The 17,673-nt window shown below is 56.7% G+C and carries 18 protein-coding genes and 1 other RNA gene; 4 read left to right on the plus strand and 15 right to left on the minus strand.

What is annotated here, in order from left to right; translation table 11 throughout:
• Window positions 1-5: 5 nt before the first annotated feature.
• The 9 genes from mraY to rsmI form a co-directional block, all read right to left on the minus strand.
• Window positions 6-1,088 carry a phospho-N-acetylmuramoyl-pentapeptide-transferase gene (gene mraY, locus ACTG39_RS01200; protein ID WP_439105693.1) on the minus strand — a complete coding sequence of 361 codons (1,083 nt, stop codon included), beginning with the start codon at window positions 1,086-1,088 and terminating at the stop codon, window positions 6-8.
• Window positions 1,082-2,458 carry a UDP-N-acetylmuramoyl-tripeptide--D-alanyl-D-alanine ligase gene (locus ACTG39_RS01205; RefSeq protein ID WP_439105694.1) on the minus strand — a complete coding sequence of 459 codons (1,377 nt, stop codon included), beginning with the start codon at window positions 2,456-2,458 and terminating at the stop codon, window positions 1,082-1,084. The genes mraY and ACTG39_RS01205 overlap by 7 nt, the downstream gene beginning before the upstream one ends.
• Complete coding sequence (locus tag ACTG39_RS01210; protein ID WP_439105695.1) at window positions 2,455-3,930, minus strand: UDP-N-acetylmuramoyl-L-alanyl-D-glutamate--2,6-diaminopimelate ligase; 1,476 nt, start codon at window positions 3,928-3,930, stop codon at window positions 2,455-2,457. The genes ACTG39_RS01205 and ACTG39_RS01210 overlap by 4 nt, the downstream gene beginning before the upstream one ends.
• Entirely contained in the window at window positions 3,927-5,657 is a 1,731-nt protein-coding gene (locus tag ACTG39_RS01215; protein ID WP_439105696.1) for a peptidoglycan D,D-transpeptidase FtsI family protein, read from the minus strand. Before ACTG39_RS01215 ends, ACTG39_RS01210 begins: the two co-directional genes overlap by 4 nt.
• Complete coding sequence (gene ftsL, locus ACTG39_RS01220; RefSeq protein WP_439105697.1) at window positions 5,654-5,932, minus strand: cell division protein FtsL; 279 nt, start codon at window positions 5,930-5,932, stop codon at window positions 5,654-5,656. The genes ACTG39_RS01215 and ftsL overlap by 4 nt, the downstream gene beginning before the upstream one ends.
• On the minus strand, window positions 5,929-6,855 hold the full coding sequence (rsmH, locus tag ACTG39_RS01225; protein ID WP_439105698.1) for a 16S rRNA (cytosine(1402)-N(4))-methyltransferase RsmH: 927 nt from the start codon (window positions 6,853-6,855) through the stop codon (window positions 5,929-5,931). Before rsmH ends, ftsL begins: the two co-directional genes overlap by 4 nt.
• Entirely contained in the window at window positions 6,856-7,311 is a 456-nt protein-coding gene (gene mraZ / locus ACTG39_RS01230; RefSeq protein ID WP_439105699.1) for a division/cell wall cluster transcriptional repressor MraZ, read from the minus strand.
• A gap of 364 nt (window positions 7,312-7,675) precedes the next feature.
• Window positions 7,676-8,034: RNase P RNA component class A (rnpB, locus tag ACTG39_RS01235), an RNA gene on the minus strand.
• A 62-nt stretch (window positions 8,035-8,096) separates the two neighbouring features.
• Complete coding sequence (gene rsmI, locus ACTG39_RS01240) at window positions 8,097-8,936, minus strand: 16S rRNA (cytidine(1402)-2'-O)-methyltransferase (RefSeq protein ID WP_439105700.1); 840 nt, start codon at window positions 8,934-8,936, stop codon at window positions 8,097-8,099.
• Between the two features lie 69 nt (window positions 8,937-9,005).
• Between rsmI and ACTG39_RS01245 the strand changes: the two genes are divergently transcribed.
• The 4 genes from ACTG39_RS01245 to ACTG39_RS01260 all read left to right on the plus strand — a co-directional run bounded on the left by ACTG39_RS01245 (window position 9,006) and on the right by ACTG39_RS01260 (window position 12,532).
• Window positions 9,006-10,862: a penicillin-binding protein activator gene (locus ACTG39_RS01245; RefSeq protein ID WP_439105701.1), complete on the plus strand. Its 1,857-nt coding sequence runs from the start codon at window positions 9,006-9,008 to the stop codon at window positions 10,860-10,862.
• 69 nt (window positions 10,863-10,931) lie between these two features.
• Window positions 10,932-11,288 (plus strand): YraN family protein, encoded by a 357-nt coding sequence (locus tag ACTG39_RS01250; RefSeq protein ID WP_439105702.1) that lies wholly within the window; start codon window positions 10,932-10,934, stop codon window positions 11,286-11,288.
• A 103-nt stretch (window positions 11,289-11,391) separates the two neighbouring features.
• Window positions 11,392-11,934 (plus strand): phosphoheptose isomerase, encoded by a 543-nt coding sequence (locus ACTG39_RS01255; protein ID WP_439105703.1) that lies wholly within the window; start codon window positions 11,392-11,394, stop codon window positions 11,932-11,934.
• 7 nt (window positions 11,935-11,941) lie between these two features.
• Entirely contained in the window at window positions 11,942-12,532 is a 591-nt protein-coding gene (locus ACTG39_RS01260) for a BON domain-containing protein (protein WP_439105704.1), read from the plus strand.
• A 52-nt stretch (window positions 12,533-12,584) separates the two neighbouring features.
• On the opposite strand, the gene ACTG39_RS01265 is transcribed toward ACTG39_RS01260, so the two are convergent.
• The 6 genes from ACTG39_RS01265 to rplM all read right to left on the minus strand — a co-directional run bounded on the left by ACTG39_RS01265 (window position 12,585) and on the right by rplM (window position 17,558).
• Complete coding sequence (locus tag ACTG39_RS01265; RefSeq protein ID WP_439105705.1) at window positions 12,585-12,980, minus strand: ClpXP protease specificity-enhancing factor; 396 nt, start codon at window positions 12,978-12,980, stop codon at window positions 12,585-12,587.
• Window positions 12,981-12,997: 17 nt separating this feature from the next.
• Complete coding sequence (locus ACTG39_RS01270) at window positions 12,998-13,603, minus strand: glutathione S-transferase N-terminal domain-containing protein (RefSeq protein ID WP_439105706.1); 606 nt, start codon at window positions 13,601-13,603, stop codon at window positions 12,998-13,000.
• A 156-nt stretch (window positions 13,604-13,759) separates the two neighbouring features.
• The gene (locus ACTG39_RS01275) at window positions 13,760-15,790 is read right to left on the minus strand and encodes a ubiquinol-cytochrome c reductase (protein WP_439105707.1); all 2,031 of its coding nucleotides are present in this window, start codon (window positions 15,788-15,790) and stop codon (window positions 13,760-13,762) included.
• The gene (gene petA, locus ACTG39_RS01280; RefSeq protein WP_439105708.1) at window positions 15,790-16,413 is read right to left on the minus strand and encodes a ubiquinol-cytochrome c reductase iron-sulfur subunit; all 624 of its coding nucleotides are present in this window, start codon (window positions 16,411-16,413) and stop codon (window positions 15,790-15,792) included. The genes ACTG39_RS01275 and petA overlap by 1 nt, the downstream gene beginning before the upstream one ends.
• Window positions 16,414-16,728: 315 nt before the next feature.
• Complete coding sequence (rpsI, locus tag ACTG39_RS01285) at window positions 16,729-17,121, minus strand: 30S ribosomal protein S9 (RefSeq protein ID WP_439105709.1); 393 nt, start codon at window positions 17,119-17,121, stop codon at window positions 16,729-16,731.
• Window positions 17,122-17,129: 8 nt separating this feature from the next.
• Window positions 17,130-17,558, minus strand: coding sequence for a 50S ribosomal protein L13 (gene rplM / locus ACTG39_RS01290; protein ID WP_407349603.1), 429 nt, complete (start codon window positions 17,556-17,558; stop codon window positions 17,130-17,132).
• Between the last annotated feature and the right edge of the window lie 115 nt (window positions 17,559-17,673).

Consider the following 17,673-nt stretch of genomic DNA (forward strand, 5'->3'; position numbering starts at 1 on the left):
TCCCATCACCGCAGCTTCAAGGTAGCGAGGCCAAACAACACCAGCATCACCGTGATAATCCAGAATCGGACAATCACGCGAGGCTCCGGCCAGCCTTTCAATTCGTAGTGATGATGGATCGGCGCCATTCTGAACAAGCGACGACCCGTCAACTTAAAGGACGCTACCTGCAGGATGACGGAGACCGTCTCCAACACGAAAATACCGCCCATGATGAAAAACACGATTTCATGGCGAGTAATCACCGCCACGGTACCCAAGGCGGCTCCCAGAGCGAGCGCTCCCACATCGCCCATAAAGACCTGTGCGGGATAGGTGTTGAACCATAGAAAGCCTAATCCCGCACCCGCAATGCTGCCGCAAAACACCGACAGCTCTCCGCTGCCCGCTATATAGGGTATCTGCAGATAGTCTGCGAAATTGACGTTCCCCGTGAGGTAGGCAATGAGACCCAGGGCGGTACCCACAAGGACCGTAGGCAGAATAGCCAGACCATCAAGCCCGTCCGTAAGGTTGACTGCATTGCTCGCACCGACGATGACGAAGTAGGCCAGCACCACGAAAAACACGCCCATGCCGATGGCAACGTCTTTAAAGAACGGCAGGTACAGTTGCGTCGTCACAGGGCTATCGGAGGTCAGGTACAAGAACAGTGCTGCGGATAAGCCCGCTACGGACTGCCAAAGGTACTTCCACCGCGCGGGTAATCCCCGAGGATTCCGCTCCACGACCTTTCGGTAGTCGTCTACCCATCCCACGGCGCCAAAGGCCGCAGTCACTAGCAACGCCACCCAGACGTAGGCATTGGAGAGGTCGGCCCAGAGCAGTGTGCTTACCGCGATGGCGATAAGAATCAATGCGCCACCCATGGTGGGTGTGCCTGACTTTTCCAGATGCGATTGCGGGCCGTCGTCACGCACAGCCTGCCCTACCTGATGGTAATTGAGACGGCGAATCATCACCGGTCCCACCAAGAGAGAAATCAGCAGTGCTGTGCCGGCAGCCAAAATGCCGCGCAAAGTGAGATACTGAAACACCCGAAAGCCGGATTCGAACTGCGCCAGGTAGTCAGCCAGAATCATCAGCATGGGCTATGCTCCCTGGCAAGCTGACGAAGCTCAGACAGCACCGACTCCATGGCCGCGCCCCGAGATCCCTTCACCAGCAGCGTATCGCTCTTCTCGAGCAGCTCGCGAAGATCGGGCGTCAGCGCGTCCCGCGACGGATACCACAGCGCTGAAGAACCAAAGGCTTCGGTAGCCGGCTTGAGTGCCTCACCAATGCCAACAAAGCGAACTACTCCTCGCTCCTTCGCCAATGCACCCATTTCCGCATGCCGCTGCGCACTCTCGTCGCCCAGCTCCAGCATTTCGCCCAGTATAAGGAGGCTATTGCCTTCGGTGCTGGCTAACAGATCGATGGCCGCACGCACGGACCCGGGATTGGCGTTGTAACTGTCATCGATAAGCACCGTGCCATCACTAAGCCGCTGAGCATCCAAACGGCCCGGTTCGGCCGCCGCACTCTCAAGTCCCGCCACTATTTGATCCGGACTCAGACCCGACGCCGTCGCCAGCGCCGCTGCGGCCAGCGCATTCGCCACACTGTGACGGCCGGGCAAAGCCAGATTTACTGATCGGCTTTCGTCCTTGATCTCTAAACTGAATGTACTGCCCTCAAGACCACGATCGTGCAGGTCGGACGCTGTGATATCAGCAACACCAGCAAGGGAGTAGCTGATGGTGGCGGCACCGGAATCCGCGATGCGCTGGCGCCACAGAGACGTCCAGGGCTGATCAAGATTCAGGATCGCGGTCCCGCTAGTGCCGAGACCGTCGTAAATCTCGGCTTTAATGTCCGCCACATCGGCTACGGTGCCAAAGCCCTCGAGATGGGCCTCCATTGCGTTAAGCACCGTAGTGATTGATGGGCGCGCCAGGGCGCAAAGATGGGCGATATCACCACGCCGCGTCGCACCCATTTCCACGATCGCGTACCGCGTAGCATCATCGAGTCGGGCAAGCGTCAAAGGCACGCCGATTTCGTTGTTGTAATTCCCCGCCGTGGCGACTGTCGTTCCCGCCTGGCTAAAAATACTGCGGCACAAATTTTTGACTGTGGTCTTTCCACAACTGCCGGTAATGGCGATAACCACGCTTGTCGAAAAGTCACGACTCGCACGGCCGATCTCTGAGAGTGCCTCAAGACAGCTCGATACCAACAGGCAGGGAATGCTCGCCTCTACAGGGCGCTCCACCAGTGCAGCCGTTGCACCCTGAGCAACCGCAGCGTCGATAAAGTCATGTCCATCAACGCGCTCTCCTGGCAGAGCGACAAAGAGATCACCCGGACCGACCTGACGGGAGTCTATGGCAACACCGGTAAGCTGAAGCGCTGACCCCGCGTAGGCCACGCCCAGACGCTCGGCGATGACAGAGAGTGTCAGCGCGGACATCATGCGGCCCACCTCGCCAACACTTCTTGAGCCACTGCGGTATCACTGAAGCTAAAACGCTCATCTCCAACAATCTGGTAATCCTCATGGCCCTTACCGGCGATCAGTACGCAGTCGTCTGGCCCCGCAGAATCTATGGCGCTGCGAATAGCCTCAGCACGGTCCTCACACAGGGTGTAGTCGCCGGTCATCGCTGCTTCAATGTCAGCAATAATGGCCAGAGGATCTTCGCCACGTGGATTATCACTGGTAATCACGGCGCGATCGGCAGCGGCAGACACCGCCTCCGCCATCAAAGGCCGCTTTCCCTTGTCCCGGTCTCCCCCACAACCGAAGACTGCAATAAGACTTCCGGGACACTGCTCTCGAAGTGCAGTAAGCACCTGCGCCAAAGCATCGGGAGTGTGTGCGTAATCTACGACCACTAACGGTCCGCCGGCACTACGCAGCGGCTCCATGCGTCCCGCTATGGACTGCAAGCTCTCTACTGCTGTGATTACCGCATTAAAGGGTACTCCGGCCTGCAGAGCTGCGGTCAATGCGGCCAGCAGGTTCATGGCATTGAACCTGCCCAAAAGCGGGCAACGCAGAGAGGCGTTCCCCCAAGGGCTTTCCAAGCGCATCTGAAGCCCATCACTGCTGAGCCGTAGATTCCTAAGACGCACATCAGCTGCAGCGTCCACCATGCCATAGCGCAGCACCGACACATCCGATGAAATCTGCTGGACAAGGGTATCGGTGTAAGGATCATCCCCATTCAGAATTGCGCTGCGCAGGGAATCAAAAGCAAACAGTTTTGCCTTCGACTCGCCATAAGACTGCATGTCTCCGTGATAGTCGAGATGATCTCTGCTTAGGTTTGTGAAGATCGCAGAGTCAACGTCCAGCGTATTCAAACGACCCTGATCAAGGGCGTGAGAAGACACTTCCATACTCACAAAAGGCACAGCCTGCCCTGCCCAGCCGGCGAGAATCTGCTGCAGAGAAATGGAATCCGGAGTTGTGTGCAGCGCCTCATGTACGTCTCCGTCCAGCGAAGACCCCAACGTCCCGATAACGCCACACTCGTAACCTGCACTGCGCAGCAGCTGCGCAAAAAGCTGACTGACCGTGGTCTTGCCATTTGTCCCGGTTACCGCAGTCACATGCATCGTGCGACTGGGATCCCGGTAGTAACGCCCGGCAATCTCACAAAGCCTGTACCGGAGGCGAGGAACAACGATGGCGGGCAGCGGTGTCGCACTCTCCAAGAGCGCATCTTCTACCAGCGCGGCAACCGCACCCGAGGCCGCCGCCTGTTCAAGGTACTCGCGACCATCCTGCGCAACACCACGCAGGGCAATGAAAAGATCACCCCGCTCCAGCTGACGGCTATCCAAACGCAACTCACCGACAGAAATCTCAGGGACATCTGCAGCCATACCCTCAAGCAACACAGGCAGTTCGCGACGAGGCTCAGCAATAGCTGGCGTCATGCATCCCCTCCTGCGGCTACCGTGCCAGCGAGCATTTCCGTGGGTGGGTCCAGTGTTGGTGGGACCCCGAGTAGACGCAGAGTCTCCGCCGCTACACGAGCAAACACCGGCGCGGCAGCAGAACCGCCGCCGTAGTTATCGCCCTTGGGACGATCTAAAACGACCACGGATACAAAGCGAGGATCTTCGATGGGCGCCATGCCCACAAACAGCGCGACATACTGATCATCGAGATAACCGCTGGCGCCTACTTTATGTACCGTGCCGGTTTTACCGCCCACCTCATAACCCGGGACCCGCGCCTTGCGGGCAGTACCTTCCGAGCCCGTCACTTCATGCAAGACAGCGCGAACGTCAGCCGCAATCCTGGCGTCAACAACGCGCTCACTGCGCACATCGACTGCCTCGCGATGTAACAGCGAAAGCTCCGGCAGCATCCCTCCATTGGCAAAGACCGCGTAGGCTCGGGCAATCTGCAGCGGTGTTGCCGTCAGGCCATAGCCAAACGCCAGAGTGACCTGCTCGATGGGGCGCCAGCGTGGCCGCTGCGGGAGTAGTCCGGAACTTTCTCCCGGGAAGCCCGTCGCCGTCGACTGACCCAGACCAAAACGCTGAAACACGTCCCAGATCGGCTCATGCCCAATGTCCAAAGCGATCTTGGTAATACCTACCTGACTGGACTTTTCCACGACCCGAGACAGGGTTATCTCGCCATAGTTGCGCGGATCAGGAAGAACCTTTCGGCCCACTCGGATACGGCCGGGGCTTGTATCAATCAGCGTCGTGGTGTCGTAACTGCCGGACTCCAGTGCTGCCACCAAAGTCAGCGGTTTCATTGTCGAGCCCGGCTCAAAGACATCCGTGAGCGCACGATTGCGTGTCTGACTCATGGTAACGGTGCTGCGGTTATTCGGATTGAAATCCGGGTAACTCGCGCTGGCCAGCACTTCCCCAGTACGACTATCGATAGTAACGATCACGCCGGCCTCGGCACCCGTCACCTTTACAGCACGACTGAGCTCGCGATGCAGTAAGTACTGCAAGCGTAGATCAATAGATAGCTTTAAGTTTCGCCCGGAGCGGACTGGCTCTATGACACCGATATCACGTACCGCATCGCCATGCAGGTCCTTGATGTAACGCTTCTTCCCCGGGTGCCCCTTGAGCCATTCGTCATAAGCCAACTCAAGACCCGCCACGCCGGCGCCATCGACATTGGTCATACCCACCAGCTGCGCAGCAACCTCTCCCGCAGGGTAGAAACGACGATATTCCCGCTCGGCGCGCACGCCGCTGATATTGAGTGCAAGGATTTCCCGCGCGGCATCGGGAATCATATGACGACGGAGATACATAAACTGCCGTCCTGCGTAGCGCGCCAGGCGATCCTCAAGGTCCGCGCCGCTCATATCAAGCGCCGAGGCGAGCTCTGCGAGACGCTCACTGTTTTTGAGTACTTTAGGGTTAGCCCACAAAGATATGACGGGGGTACTGACCGCGAGAGGCTCACCCCTACGATCCGTGATCAGTCCACGATAGGCCGGGAGTTCGGCCGTGCGCAGCATGCGCATATCACCCTGGCGCTTTAAGAACTCTACGCCCCGACCCGTATCCAACACCTGCAGGGACAAGACGCGTCCTACCAATGCGAGAAACATGATCACCAACAGCGCAATCACGACGTAGGCGCGCCACTGCTGCACTTTGATTTTGGCAGCCTTACTCATTTCGCCACCAAGCGGGTCTGATCGTGGCTTGGGGCAAGCAGACCCAACGTCGCTCCCGCTTCGCTCTCGATTCTGTAGTGCGATGCCAGGGTACTCTGCTCGAGGAGTAGACGACTGTACTCTTCCTCCAGATACCAGCGCCGGGCCTCCAGATCCTGAAGCTGGGCGTAAAAGCTACGGCTGGCGTGCGTGCTACCAATAATCGAAAACGCGCTCCCCAACACGAGAAGCAACACCGCAACCACCCACAGAGGCTTCATTGCCGCCCCCATCATGCGAGCTTCTCCGCACAGCGCATGATGGCGCTGCGAGAGCGAGGATTTTCGTCCACCTCAGCCTCACTGGCACGAACAGCCTTACCCAAAAGCCGCATCTGCGCACCGGACTCCGCATCTCTGACCGGCAGATTTCGCGGCAGCTGAGGCCCGCGACTCATATCCCGAAGATGGCGCTTCACCAGGCGATCCTCAAGGGAATGAAAACTGATGACCACCAGGCGCCCACCCACGGCGAGTACCGACAGCGCCAGAGACAGTAAATCCGCAAGATCATCGAGTTCCCGATTCACGCGAATGCGGATAGCCTGAAAAGAGCGCGTCGCAGGATGCTTGTGTTTTTCCCAGCGCGGATGTGCCTCACGCACTATGGCTGCCAACTGCGCGGTGCGGGTCAGCGGCGTTTCGCTGCGCGCTTTAACGATGGCTCCAGCTATACGCTTGGCAAACCGCTCCTCTCCATATTGACGGAGTACATCGATAATCTCTTGCTCTGATGCGACCGCAATCCAATCAGCGGCCGACTCACCACGACCCCGATCCATGCGCATATCCAGAGGACCGTCTTGCTGAAAGCTAAAACCGCGCTCTGCCTGATCTAATTGAGGACTTGATACTCCAAGGTCCAACAGAATCCCATCGACGGCTCCCAGACCTCGCTCGCTCAGGTGCACCGGTAAGTCGGCAAAAGACCCTCGAGCAAAACTGAAGCGAGAATCCTCAGCTTCGAGCTTGCGGGCGTCTCGCTCTGCCTCTTCATCTTTATCGCAGGCAAAGAGCCGGCCGCTTTCATCGAGTCGATTAAGGATTTCGCGACTATGCCCCCCGCGCCCGAAGGTACCGTCGACATAAAGGCCGGCGGGGCTGCTTACCAGCGAGTCCACCGCTTCGTGCAACAATACCGTTTCATGGGGGGCTGCCATCTAGAGGGGCAGATTCATCAGCTCGTCGGGCCATGGTTCATCCACCCCGACGTCTTCCAGCGCCTTGTCACGCTCCACAATCCAGAGCTCTTCGCTCCAGACTTCCATTTTGTTGCCCTGACCAACGAGCACGAGCTTTTTATCCAGCTGCGCATATTCACGGAGCGAGGGCGGCAACAACATACGCCCATTGCTATCCAGTTGAATATCCGTTGCATAGCCCATCATCAGGCGCTGAAATCGTTTTACGGCGGGATTTAGAGAAGGTAACTTCTGGAGGTCCCGCTCAATACGCTCCCAGGCAGGGAGCGGGTAAATGCACAAACAGGAGGTCTGGGTATCAATAGTCACAACAATGTCGCCGCCGCACTGCTCAAGCAGGGGCTCACGCTGACGCGCAGGTATCGCGAGGCGACCCTTTGCATCCATATTGATGTGTTGCACACCACGGAACACTATTTATGAACCCCTTTATTCTGGTGAATTCCACAATTCACCAGAATTACCCACTTCTCTCCACTTCCCGACACTATAGGTGCGCAGGAAAGCCTAAGTCAAGCTGGAAACAGCAAAAAAGCCTGCTATTTCAGGGGTTTGGGCGTTAAACGACGGGGATTTCGAGGTGTTTTATTACACGCTAGCGCCCGGTAAAAAATCACAAAAACAGTGATCTAAGACACTAACCTAAGCTTTTACTTTAAGTTAAATGTCGTTTTCTTATTTTGCAGAGCGGTTTTAGGTGAATTTCGTCTAAACAACGCAGAAACAATCACGAGAGCACTACAGTCCAGCTGTAGAGCCCCCATGATGTTTGTTGAATTGAAGGAGTTGGCCGATAAGCCGGGTTCTGTCGAGAACGATCATTCATCTGGGACCAGCGTCACCGCTCGCCTCTAGCGACCTACCCGAATCCACTGCGGGCCGCAGCAAACGGATTCCTATTTGGTCTTGCTCCAGGTGGGGTTTACCATCGCCACGCCTGTTACCAGCCGCGCGGTGCGCTCTTACCGCACCTTTTCACCCTTACCGAGCCCTAAAGCCCGGCGGTATCCTTTCTGTTGCACTTTCCGTGGGCTCACACCCCCCAGGCGTTACCTGGCACCCTGCCCTATGGAGCCCGGACTTTCCTCCGTAACCCGCATCAAAGATACGAGATACCGCGATCGTCTGGCCAACTCCGCGCGCAGGTTAACGACACTACGACAGTCGCGCAAGCGCCGGGAACATTGCTTACAGAGCGACTACTCGCCGCGACGCTCCAACAAAAAGTCGTACAGCTGGCGACTTCGCACCCCCGAGTAAGCGGCCAGGAGCTTTGAGGCCTGACGGGCTGGCATGTGCTCGGCCATGCCAACCAGTAGCTCGCCCAATGCCGGATCGATGGTCGTATCCTGCTCAGCCCGGGCTGGTGACAGCAGCAACACTATTTCTCCGCGACTCTGGTTGGCATCCTCCCGAACCCAGTCACACAGTTGCGATAGGGACGCTCTGCGGATAGTTTCAAAGCTCTTGCTCAACTCTCTCGCCAGCGCCCCCTCGCGGTCAGCGCCCATCACCGACTGCATATCCTCCAGGGTAGCGAGAATACGGTGGGGGGCCTCATAAAAAATTAGCGTCGCATCGGTGGCTACCAGCTGCTCCAGCCGCCTGCGCCGAGCCTCTCCGCGATTCGGCAAAAAACCCTCAAAGGCGAAACGATCGCTGGGCAGGCCAGCCGCAGAAAGAGCAACAATGGCCGCGCAGGGGCCTGCGATGGGAACGACCCTCAAGCCAGCGTCCTGGATAACACGAACCAGTCGGTAGCCAGGATCCGAAATAGTGGGTGTACCGGCATCAGAAACCAGAGCCACAGATTCACCATCGGCGATCCGCGAAGCCAACTGCTCCGCCACCTGTGGAGCACTGTGCTCATGGTAAGCAACCATGCGCGTTTTAATACCTTCCCCGTTCAGTAGCTGGCCGGTGCGCCGCGTATCTTCTGCAGCAATGCATGAGACGCCCGAGAGCACCTCTAGCGCGCGCCGCGAGATATCCCCGAGGTTGCCAATAGGAGTGGCCACAATGTACAGCGCCGGTTCCAAGTACAACAAGCTCCCTTATAATGCGAAGACTTTCAGTTAAACATTCGCGTTTCAAAAATCGAGGATAGCATGTTGAGCTTGCCCCACTGCCGGCCCACCCGTTTGCTTTGGGCTCTCTGCGCCGGACTGCTTACGGCCTGTAGCTCAACGCCCATAGATCTCCCAAACCGCGCCGGATTCCCGGGCACTCCCGCGGTGACCGAGGGCTCAGAAACCCCCGCAGAAATCAGAAATGACACGCAGCACGATCTGGATGTACAGGCCGAGAGCCTCGACAGCGAACTCTTCGCTGCGACGCGTGCTGCACTAAACAATGGTGACTGGCTCAATGCGACCCTGGCTCTGCCTCACATCGACCTAGAAGAAAGCCACTCTGAGGATACGCCCGGCGAGCCAAGGCCTGAAGAAGCACGACCTGAGACGAGTGCTGCAACAGTGCTTTGGATTGACTACTACAAAGCGCGTATCGCTCTATTGAAAGGAGATTCGGAGAGCTACGAAGCTGCACTAGGTGAATTGAACGTAAAGCCTCTGCCAACTGACCTTCGCCGGGAACTCCTCCTCCATGAACTGGAAGTCTCCCAGCAGCGAGGCGATAGCAGCAGACAACTGGATTTGAGTTTGCGGCTACTGTCACTGGCCGATACCCCCATTGCCGATGACCCGGAGCTCATAGACAGCCTGTGGAGCGCGGCCCAGCATCTCAGCAATGCCGACGACGTCCCCAATTCGTCAAACCCTAATGCCCAGGGCTGGATTGACCTTGCTGCGGCGAACCAAGTCGATGGCCCACTGGCCAGCGCGGCCGCGTTCTCTGCCTGGGAAGCTCAGTACCCTAACCACGATGCGCTCACGCATGCCACAGCGCTACGGGAAGCTGCGCTGCAGGACGCGCGCACGACTAAACTGACGCTCGTGCTACCCCTGTCAGGCCCCCTGGAGAAAGCGGGCGCCGCGGTTAGCCGAGGCTTCATCGCCGCTTTTTTTGCCGACGAGCAAACGAACGTCAGTATTGACGTTCTCGATAGCCGACGTTTTGACAACATCGGAGCCGCCTATGCAGAAGCCCGGGAGCAAGGCGCCAGCGTTGTAGTGGGACCTTTAGGCAAGCGTCAGGTAGGAGAGTTACTCGCGCAGCCGGAGCTGGACGTACCGGTGCTGACACTGAATCGCCCAGAGTTCCAAAGTAGCGGTAATCCGGGGTCACTCCTGCTCTCCCTGGCCCCGGAGGACGAAGCTCGCCAGCTGGCGGAGGATGCCTTTGCGGGAGGCGCTCGCCGCGCGCTTTTGATTCGACCCGAGGGCGACTGGGGTGAACGCATGGAGTCGGCTCTCGTCCAACACTGGCGTCAATTAGGAGGCCACATTCCCACCGCTGCGATCTACGGTAAGCCCGATACCCACTCCGTTACTATTCGCGATGCATTGGGCCTGGGAGACAGCGCGCAACGGAGCAACACCGTGCGGGCCCTCTTCAACGAGAAAGTTGAAACAAGCGGTCGACGGCGTGAAGATCTGGATACGGTTTTCCTGCTAAGCAAAAGCAGTGATGAAGCTCGAGCACTAAAGCCACTCATTAACTATCACTACGCAGGCGGACTTCCTGTGTATGCGCTCTCTACCGCCGATAGCGGCAGCGAAAACAGCAGCCTTAACCGCGACCTCGGTGGCTTAAGGCTGCTTGCCATGCCCTGGCGTATCAGCGAAGGCGAGATACCCGGCGCCGATACAGCAACCGGCGCCCCGTCTCTTCACGCCCTCGGTGCAGACGCTTATGCCGTGGCTCGACGGTGGTGGCGCATGCGTAGCGCCGCTACGCCGCTTTACTTCGGCCTCACCGCTGAGCTGCACGCCGCGTCGGATGGCAGCCTGGATCGCCGATTAAAACTGGCTGAATTTGACCGAGGCGAAATACGCCCTCGCTAACATAGACTCCCCGATCGCACGCCCCGCATAGCCGGGGCTCTCACGGCTGCATTAGGGAGTGAACGACGCTTGTTAGATGGAAATGATTTTGAAGAACGCAGCGCGGCGCTCCTGGAAGACTACGGTTTGGCCATCGTCGCGAGACAGTACCGCTGCAAGGCCGGAGAGATCGACTTAATCGCCTATGATGAACATCGACTCCTGTTTGTCGAGGTTCGCGCAAGACGTCATCGCAGCCACGGTGGCGCGGCTGCCTCGGTGAACCGGGCAAAGCAGTGTAGAATCACGCGGTGCGCCGCTTACTTTCTAAACCGACACCCACAATGGTGCCATTTGCCATGCCGCTTCGACGTTATCACTTGGGAACCGGATCACAGCACACGGGGATTCGAGGCTCGCTGGATTCAGGCAGCCTTCATCACCTGAAGCTAGCAAAGGTGACGACGCGCGCGCTGGCGCTTTGGCTGCTGCCGAGCCGGCAGCTTTTGATTTCTCTTGGCACCCAGCGACGACGAGCACCTTCAGGCTCATGACCGAATATAGTTATCAACGCATAGCGGCGAGCTTCCACCAGAGAATCGATGCCATCGCCAACGCTGTAGACAGTATGGCTCCAGGCCTGGCCGCTGCAGCCTCTCTGCTTTCCCAAGCGGTGCTCGAGGATCGAAAGATCTTGATCAGCGCTTGCGAAGAGGACGCTGTGCTCGCCGAATTAGTGGCCACGGTACTTAGAACACCTATCGAGCCAGGCCCTGCGCTTCCAGCCCTGGCTCTTCGGAGCGACAGCCACGAAGGCGATCCGACACTTTGGCGTAACCTGCGCACCCTTTCCCGGGATGGCGATGTTCTCCTGTGTATAGACAGCGGCGCCGGTGCGACGCTCGCCCGAAAGTACGTAGAGTTCGCCGAAAAACGAAACCTCATCGCGATCGTGTTGTCCGAGAAACTGGAGATTTCAGGCGGCACCTGCATCGCATTGAATGTCGAACACCCGGATTTGCGCCGAGAGCTGATCCTAATGGCCAGCCATTGCCTTCGGGACCAAACCAAACAAGTTTTGTTAGGAGAGTAATCTGATCATGTCGCGCCGCGTATTTTCAGCGACCAAGCTAGCGATACTGCTGCTCATCAGCGTGCCCCTACTGGAGGGTTGCGGTTCACTCTTGGCGACCTTCGAATCCAACGCCATAGAGGATGATCCGGGTGAGCGCACTTTCTCTCAACGTATTGCCGATGAATCTATCGAAACCAAGGCCGTGGTGAACCTCCATGCGGCGGATGATCGTTTTGACCAGGGACATCTGGTGATCCAAAGCTATAACGGCTATGTCCTGGTTGCGGGCCAGGTCCCCGTTGAAGAGCTTCGTCAGAAAACCAATGAGGTAGTGCGAAAGATTCGCGACGTGCGGCGGATCTACAATGAGCTCGAAGTCGCTGCAGCCAGCTCAGCGATGACCCGAGCATCGGACACATGGATAGCTAACAAGGTAAAGACCTTCTTGTTGACCGGCGGTGACACGCCGGGACTCAGGGTGAAGGTCGTCGCAGAGAATGGCGTCGTATACCTGATGGGGCTGGTCACCCGCGAAGAAGGCGACCGAATCGCTGCAGAAGCGGCGGATACGTCCGGTGTTCAACGGGTGGTGCGACTGTTCGAATACATCGACTAACAGCTTTTACCGCAAAAGCGTCGCTACTGTCGCTCCCGACCACTACCGTCCGCTATTTTACAACGGTAAGGCTGGGCTTCCCGGCACGTCGAAACGGTGTGGGTTCGTTGCCGCCTTCAGGCGCAGGATCATCGTCTCCGTCCTCCGCTTCGAAAGCCATTCCCTGACCATTTTCTCTCGCGTAGATACCCAAAATAGCCGCCATGGGCATAAAAACATCAGTGGGCTTACCGCCAAAGCGGCCGTTAAAACTCACACAGTCATCCGCCAGCTGTAGCTCAATCACCGCTGACGGCGAAAGATTCAGAACGATCTGCCCATCCTTGACGTACTCTTGCGGCACGTCCACCCCAGGCGCCGTCGCATCGACTATCACATGGGGTGTGCAATCGTTGTCGACTATCCACTCATAAAGCGCTCTCAGCAGATAAGGTCGACTAGAGTTCACGACAAATACCTCTGGGTCTAGAGGCGCATCTCGCGCTCTTGCTCAGTCAGGCTTTGCTGAAACGACTCCCGCTTGAACAGCTCGTCCATATAGGCGAATAGCGGCTTTGACTGCTTACTGGGACGGATATCAATACCCAAAGTTGGCAGACGCCACAGGATGGGAGCAATACAGCAATCAACCAGCGTAAACTCATCGTTCATGAAGAACGGCTTCTCCGCAAAGATCGGCGCGATGGCGAGAATACCTTCGCGCAGCTCTTTGACTGAGCGCTTGACAACATTATCGCTTCGAGAGTTCTGAATAGAATCAATCAGCGTGCACCAGTCGTGCTCGATGCGATGCATAAACAGACGACTCTCGGCGCGAGCGACAGGGTAAACCGGCAACAATGGTGGATGCGGAAAACGCTCGTCCAAATACTCCATCATCACTCGCGTCTCGTAGAGTGATAGCTCTCGATCAACCAGCGTGGGAAGCGAGTTGTAAGGATTGTGCTCGGACATTTCCCGCGGCGGATGTGCCGGGTCCACGTCGATGATATCGGCGGTGACGCCCTTTTCTGCCAGCACGATACGAACGCGATGGCTGAAATGTGAAGTTGGATCTGAATAAAAAATCATGGGAGTCAATACGCCTATACTTTGCTTAAAACATGGCTACAAACATGCTTTTTAGGGAGGCCGCCACAACAGTGGCCAAAACAAACAAACGGCGGCGCAGGATTTTCGTCCTACTTACCACCGTCGTCTGCGGTAATGGCTGGTGTTAAGCCGCGATCAGTGTATGTCTTTCCAGTACTCGCGATTAAGCAGCGTCGCAAACACAAAAAATACTGCAATAAACAGTAGTGAGTAAATGCCTATACGCTGACGATCTGCCTTCATGGGCTCGGCAACGTAGGCCAGAAAGTTGACCAGATCGTAGGTCGCCTCGTCAAACTCGTCCGCGGACATCGAGCCCTCTTCAACGACTTCTAGCGTCCCGCAAGGGTCGCTGTGGTCCGCCATTTCGGTACCCGAAATAGGCTCCACTGACATGTGTGATGCTGCCGGAGCGCAGGCCATCAAACCTTGCATATCAAGGAGCGCGTGAGGCATTCCGACATTGGGGAACACTCTATTGTTGACGCCGTAGGGTCGCGTTGGGTCTTCGTAAAAGGCGCGAAGGTAGGTGTAGAGCCAGTTTGGATTTCTCGCCCGGGCAACAAGAGTAAGGTCCGGCGGCGCTGCACCAAACCAGACCTTCGCCCGATCGATATCCATCGCGTTATCCATCAGAGCCCCCACTTTCACATCGGGGTCAGCAATGATGTTGCCCACCATCAAATCTTCCGGAATGCCGAGATCTGCTGCGACGCGGTTGTAGCGGGCATATTTCAGGGAGTGGCAACCCATGCAGTAGTTCATGAAAACTTTCGCGCCGTTTTGCAGCGAGCTTTTGTTCTCAATGTCCATTTCGACTTGATCGCAAGGCATGGTGCCGCAATCAAACGCCGACTCAGCACCCACAACCTTCAGTGGAATGATGGTGAGTGCAAGGATCAATATCAAACCTGCCAGGGACCCAAAGATACCAATACCGCCATCCATGGTTACACGCTCAGGCACAGGCTTAGCCTTGTCCATACTCGACCAGATCGGCATAAACAGGAAAAAGCCGAAATAGAAGATCGAGCAAATCTGTGCCAGGAACGTTCTCGCCGGCGTTGGAGATTTAACGCCCAGAACACCCAGGATCAGGAAGGACGCAACAAACAACACCAACATCACTTTGTTCAGATTGCCGCGATAGCGCCATGACTTAATCGGCGAGCGATCGAGCCAGGGCAGCATAAAGGGAATGGCCACGCTGGCGGCAAAGGCTATAAAGCCCCAGAACTTATCAGGAACCGCCCGAAGCACCGAGTAAAACGGCGTGAAGTACCACACGGGGGCAATATGATCCGGAGTCTTCAGCGAGTTGGCCTCTTCGAAGTTGGCGTACTCAAGAAAGAAGCCACCCATCTCTGGCATAAAGAACATGATCGCGCAGAAAACAAAGAGAAACACTGCGATTGCCTGCACGTCGTGCACGCTGTAGTAGGGGTGAAAGCGAATGCCATCCAGTGGAATGCCGTCGGGCCCCTTATTCTTCTTGATCTCTACGCCGTCGGGATTGTTCGATCCCACCTCGTGCAGCGCGAGAATATGCAGCACCACAAGCGCCAGTAACACGATGGGCAAGGCTACAACGTGCAGCGCAAAGAATCGGTTCAAGGTAATACCCGAGATCAGGTAATCCCCGCGAATCCAGGTCACGATGTCCTCACCGACCACGGGAATAGCGCCGAACAGGGAAATGATCACCTGGGCGCCCCAATAGGACATCTGGCCCCAGGGCAATACGTAGCCCACAAAGGCCTCAGCCATGAGCAGCACGAAAATTAGCATACCGAAGACCCAGAGGAGCTCTCGGGGCTTTTTGTAGGAGCCGTAGATCATCGCTCGGAACATGTGCAGGTAAACGACGATAAAGAACGCCGACGCCCCGGTTGAATGCATGTAGCGGAGAACCCATCCGTAATCCACATCGCGCATGATGTATTCTACAGACGCAAAGGCTTCTTCCGCACTGGGCGTGTAGTTCATCGTCAACCAAACGCCTGTAAGCAGCTGGTTGACCAGTACTAGCAGTGAGAAAACACCAAAGTAGTACCAAAAGTTGAAGTTTTTGGGCGCGTAGTACTCACCCATATGCGTGTTCCACGCACGCGTAATGGGCAGACGCTCGTCAACCCAGTCGCGCAAGCCGATCAGCATGTTGGCCATCAGACTGCCTCCGCATCAACGCCAATAACTAGGACGCTCTGTGATTCAAATGAGTAGGGGGGTACCACGAGATTGGACGACGCAGGCACGCCGGAATAAACCCGTCCCGCCAAGTCAAACTTGGACCCATGGCAAGGGCAGAAAAATCCACCAACCCAGTCGTCACCGCCCAAATCTGCCGCGCCGACTTCAGGCCGGTACTTAGGAGCACAGCCCAGGTGCGTGCACAGTCCTTCAACGACCAGCAATTCGGGACGAATGCTTCGCTCCTTGCTAGCGATGTAAGCGGGCTGAGTGGATATCGCCGAATCGGGGTCTTTTAGATCGCCATCCACCTTGTCAAGGTTCGAAATCATCTCTGGGGTGCGATGTACCACGTAGACAGGCTTTCCTCGCCACTCTAAGACAACCATTTGACCTGGCTCCAGTTTGCCGATATCGGCTTTAACCGGTGCTCCTGCTGCCTTAGCTTTTGCAGAGGGGTTCCAGGAACCAAGAAAAGGAACGGCGATTCCCACCGCGCCCGCAGCGCCCATAGCACTGGTGGCTACCGTCAAAAAACGGCGGCGGTTGTTGTCGACCTCAGACTCAGCGCTTTCGCTGGCCGTTGTGACACTGGACATATCGATTGGTCTCCTGTTACTTCGATGCCAACACACTGAACGGGTGGCAGCAACACAATGCTTTACCGTAAAACTGATGCTACCGGAGGTCCATCGTGTAGTGGACGAGGGCAGCTAGAATACAGGCGCACGAATGGTAAAGACTTTGGGCGCTTCAAACAAGGAAAGCGCGCCCTTTTTACGCCACAAACCTTTGATTTGTCTCAAAACTTGGACAAATCCACCGCACAAAAAAAAGCCCGGCCGGTTATTCCGATCGGGCTCCTCTTGAATTACGACATGACCCTCGCGAAAAGGGTTTTGCCGCAAGCCAAATTAACGCTTGGAGAACTGTGGTCGCTTACGCGCCTTGCGAAGACCCACCTTCTTACGCTCAACCTCACGGGCATCACGAGTCACAAAGCCCGCTCCGCGAAGTGTGCCGCGAAGGGCTTCGTCATACTCCATCAGCGCACGGGTAATGCCGTGACGGATCGCTCCCGCCTGACCAAAGCTTCCGCCGCCCTCGACAGTCACCTTGATATCGAACTTTCCAACCAGATCAACAAGCTCGAGAGGCTGTCGTACGATCATACGAGCAACTTCGCGACCGAAGTACTGATCCAAAGGACGCTGATTAACAGTGATGTCGCCGCCGCCATTGCGCAGAAAGACTCGCGCTGTGGAGGTCTTACGACGCCCGGTTCCGTAATACTGGGTTGCGCTCATTATTTCTCCTAAACCTGCAGCGGCTGTGGCTGCTGCGCGGCGTGCGGGTGTGCTTCGCCGGCGTATACCTTGAGTTTGCTGAACATCGCACGACCCAGCGGGTTGCGGGGCAACATGCCCTTGACCGCGCCCTGGATCACACGCTCAGGTGCTTTGTCGATCAGCTTTTCGAAAGACATGGACTTCAGGCCACCGGGGTAACCCGTGTGCCGGTGGTACATTTTGTCAGTACGCTTGGCGCCCGTAACGTGCACCTTCTCCGCGTTGATAACGACGATGTAATCGCCGGTATCGATGTGCGGCGTGTACTCAGCCTTGTGCTTTCCGCGCAGGCGGTGGGCGATTTCACTGGCCAGGCGGCCCAATGTTTTGTCGGTGGCGTCAACGACATACCAATCGTGGCTGACCTCGCCAACTTTAGCGCTATAAGTTTTCATCGGATTCGCCTCAAAAGGGCCAAAAAAAGAGCGCGAATACTACTTAAACGCTGAGGGTATGGCAAGCCGCAATTTCAATAAGATTTTCATGCTTTTCCCGGAGCTGTCATCCACC

The sequence above is a fragment of the Congregibacter sp. genome, assembly GCF_965662665.1.
Lineage (GTDB): Bacteria > Pseudomonadota > Gammaproteobacteria > Pseudomonadales > Halieaceae > Congregibacter.

Coding starts and splice junctions, on each gene's coding strand:
- ftsL (WP_439105697.1), bottom strand. CDS start 5,932: ATGATGGGGGCGGCAATGAAGCCTCTGTGGGTGGTTGCGGTGTTGCTT.
- ACTG39_RS01210 (WP_439105695.1), bottom strand. CDS start 3,930: ATGACGCCAGCTATTGCTGAGCCTCGTCGCGAACTGCCTGTGTTGCTT.
- ACTG39_RS01270 (WP_439105706.1), bottom strand. CDS start 13,603: ATGATTTTTTATTCAGATCCAACTTCACATTTCAGCCATCGCGTTCGT.
- ACTG39_RS01205 (WP_439105694.1), bottom strand. CDS start 2,458: ATGATGTCCGCGCTGACACTCTCTGTCATCGCCGAGCGTCTGGGCGTG.
- rsmH (WP_439105698.1), bottom strand. CDS start 6,855: ATGGCAGCCCCCCATGAAACGGTATTGTTGCACGAAGCGGTGGACTCG.
- ACTG39_RS01255 (WP_439105703.1), top strand. CDS start 11,392: ATGACCGAATATAGTTATCAACGCATAGCGGCGAGCTTCCACCAGAGA.
- rpsI (WP_439105709.1), bottom strand. CDS start 17,121: ATGAGCGCAACCCAGTATTACGGAACCGGGCGTCGTAAGACCTCCACA.
- ACTG39_RS01260 (WP_439105704.1), top strand. CDS start 11,942: ATGTCGCGCCGCGTATTTTCAGCGACCAAGCTAGCGATACTGCTGCTC.
- petA (WP_439105708.1), bottom strand. CDS start 16,413: ATGTCCAGTGTCACAACGGCCAGCGAAAGCGCTGAGTCTGAGGTCGAC.
- mraY (WP_439105693.1), bottom strand. CDS start 1,088: ATGCTGATGATTCTGGCTGACTACCTGGCGCAGTTCGAATCCGGCTTT.
- ACTG39_RS01245 (WP_439105701.1), top strand. CDS start 9,006: ATGTTGAGCTTGCCCCACTGCCGGCCCACCCGTTTGCTTTGGGCTCTC.
- ACTG39_RS01215 (WP_439105696.1), bottom strand. CDS start 5,657: ATGAGTAAGGCTGCCAAAATCAAAGTGCAGCAGTGGCGCGCCTACGTC.
- rplM (WP_407349603.1), bottom strand. CDS start 17,558: ATGAAAACTTATAGCGCTAAAGTTGGCGAGGTCAGCCACGATTGGTAT.
- ACTG39_RS01275 (WP_439105707.1), bottom strand. CDS start 15,790: ATGGCCAACATGCTGATCGGCTTGCGCGACTGGGTTGACGAGCGTCTG.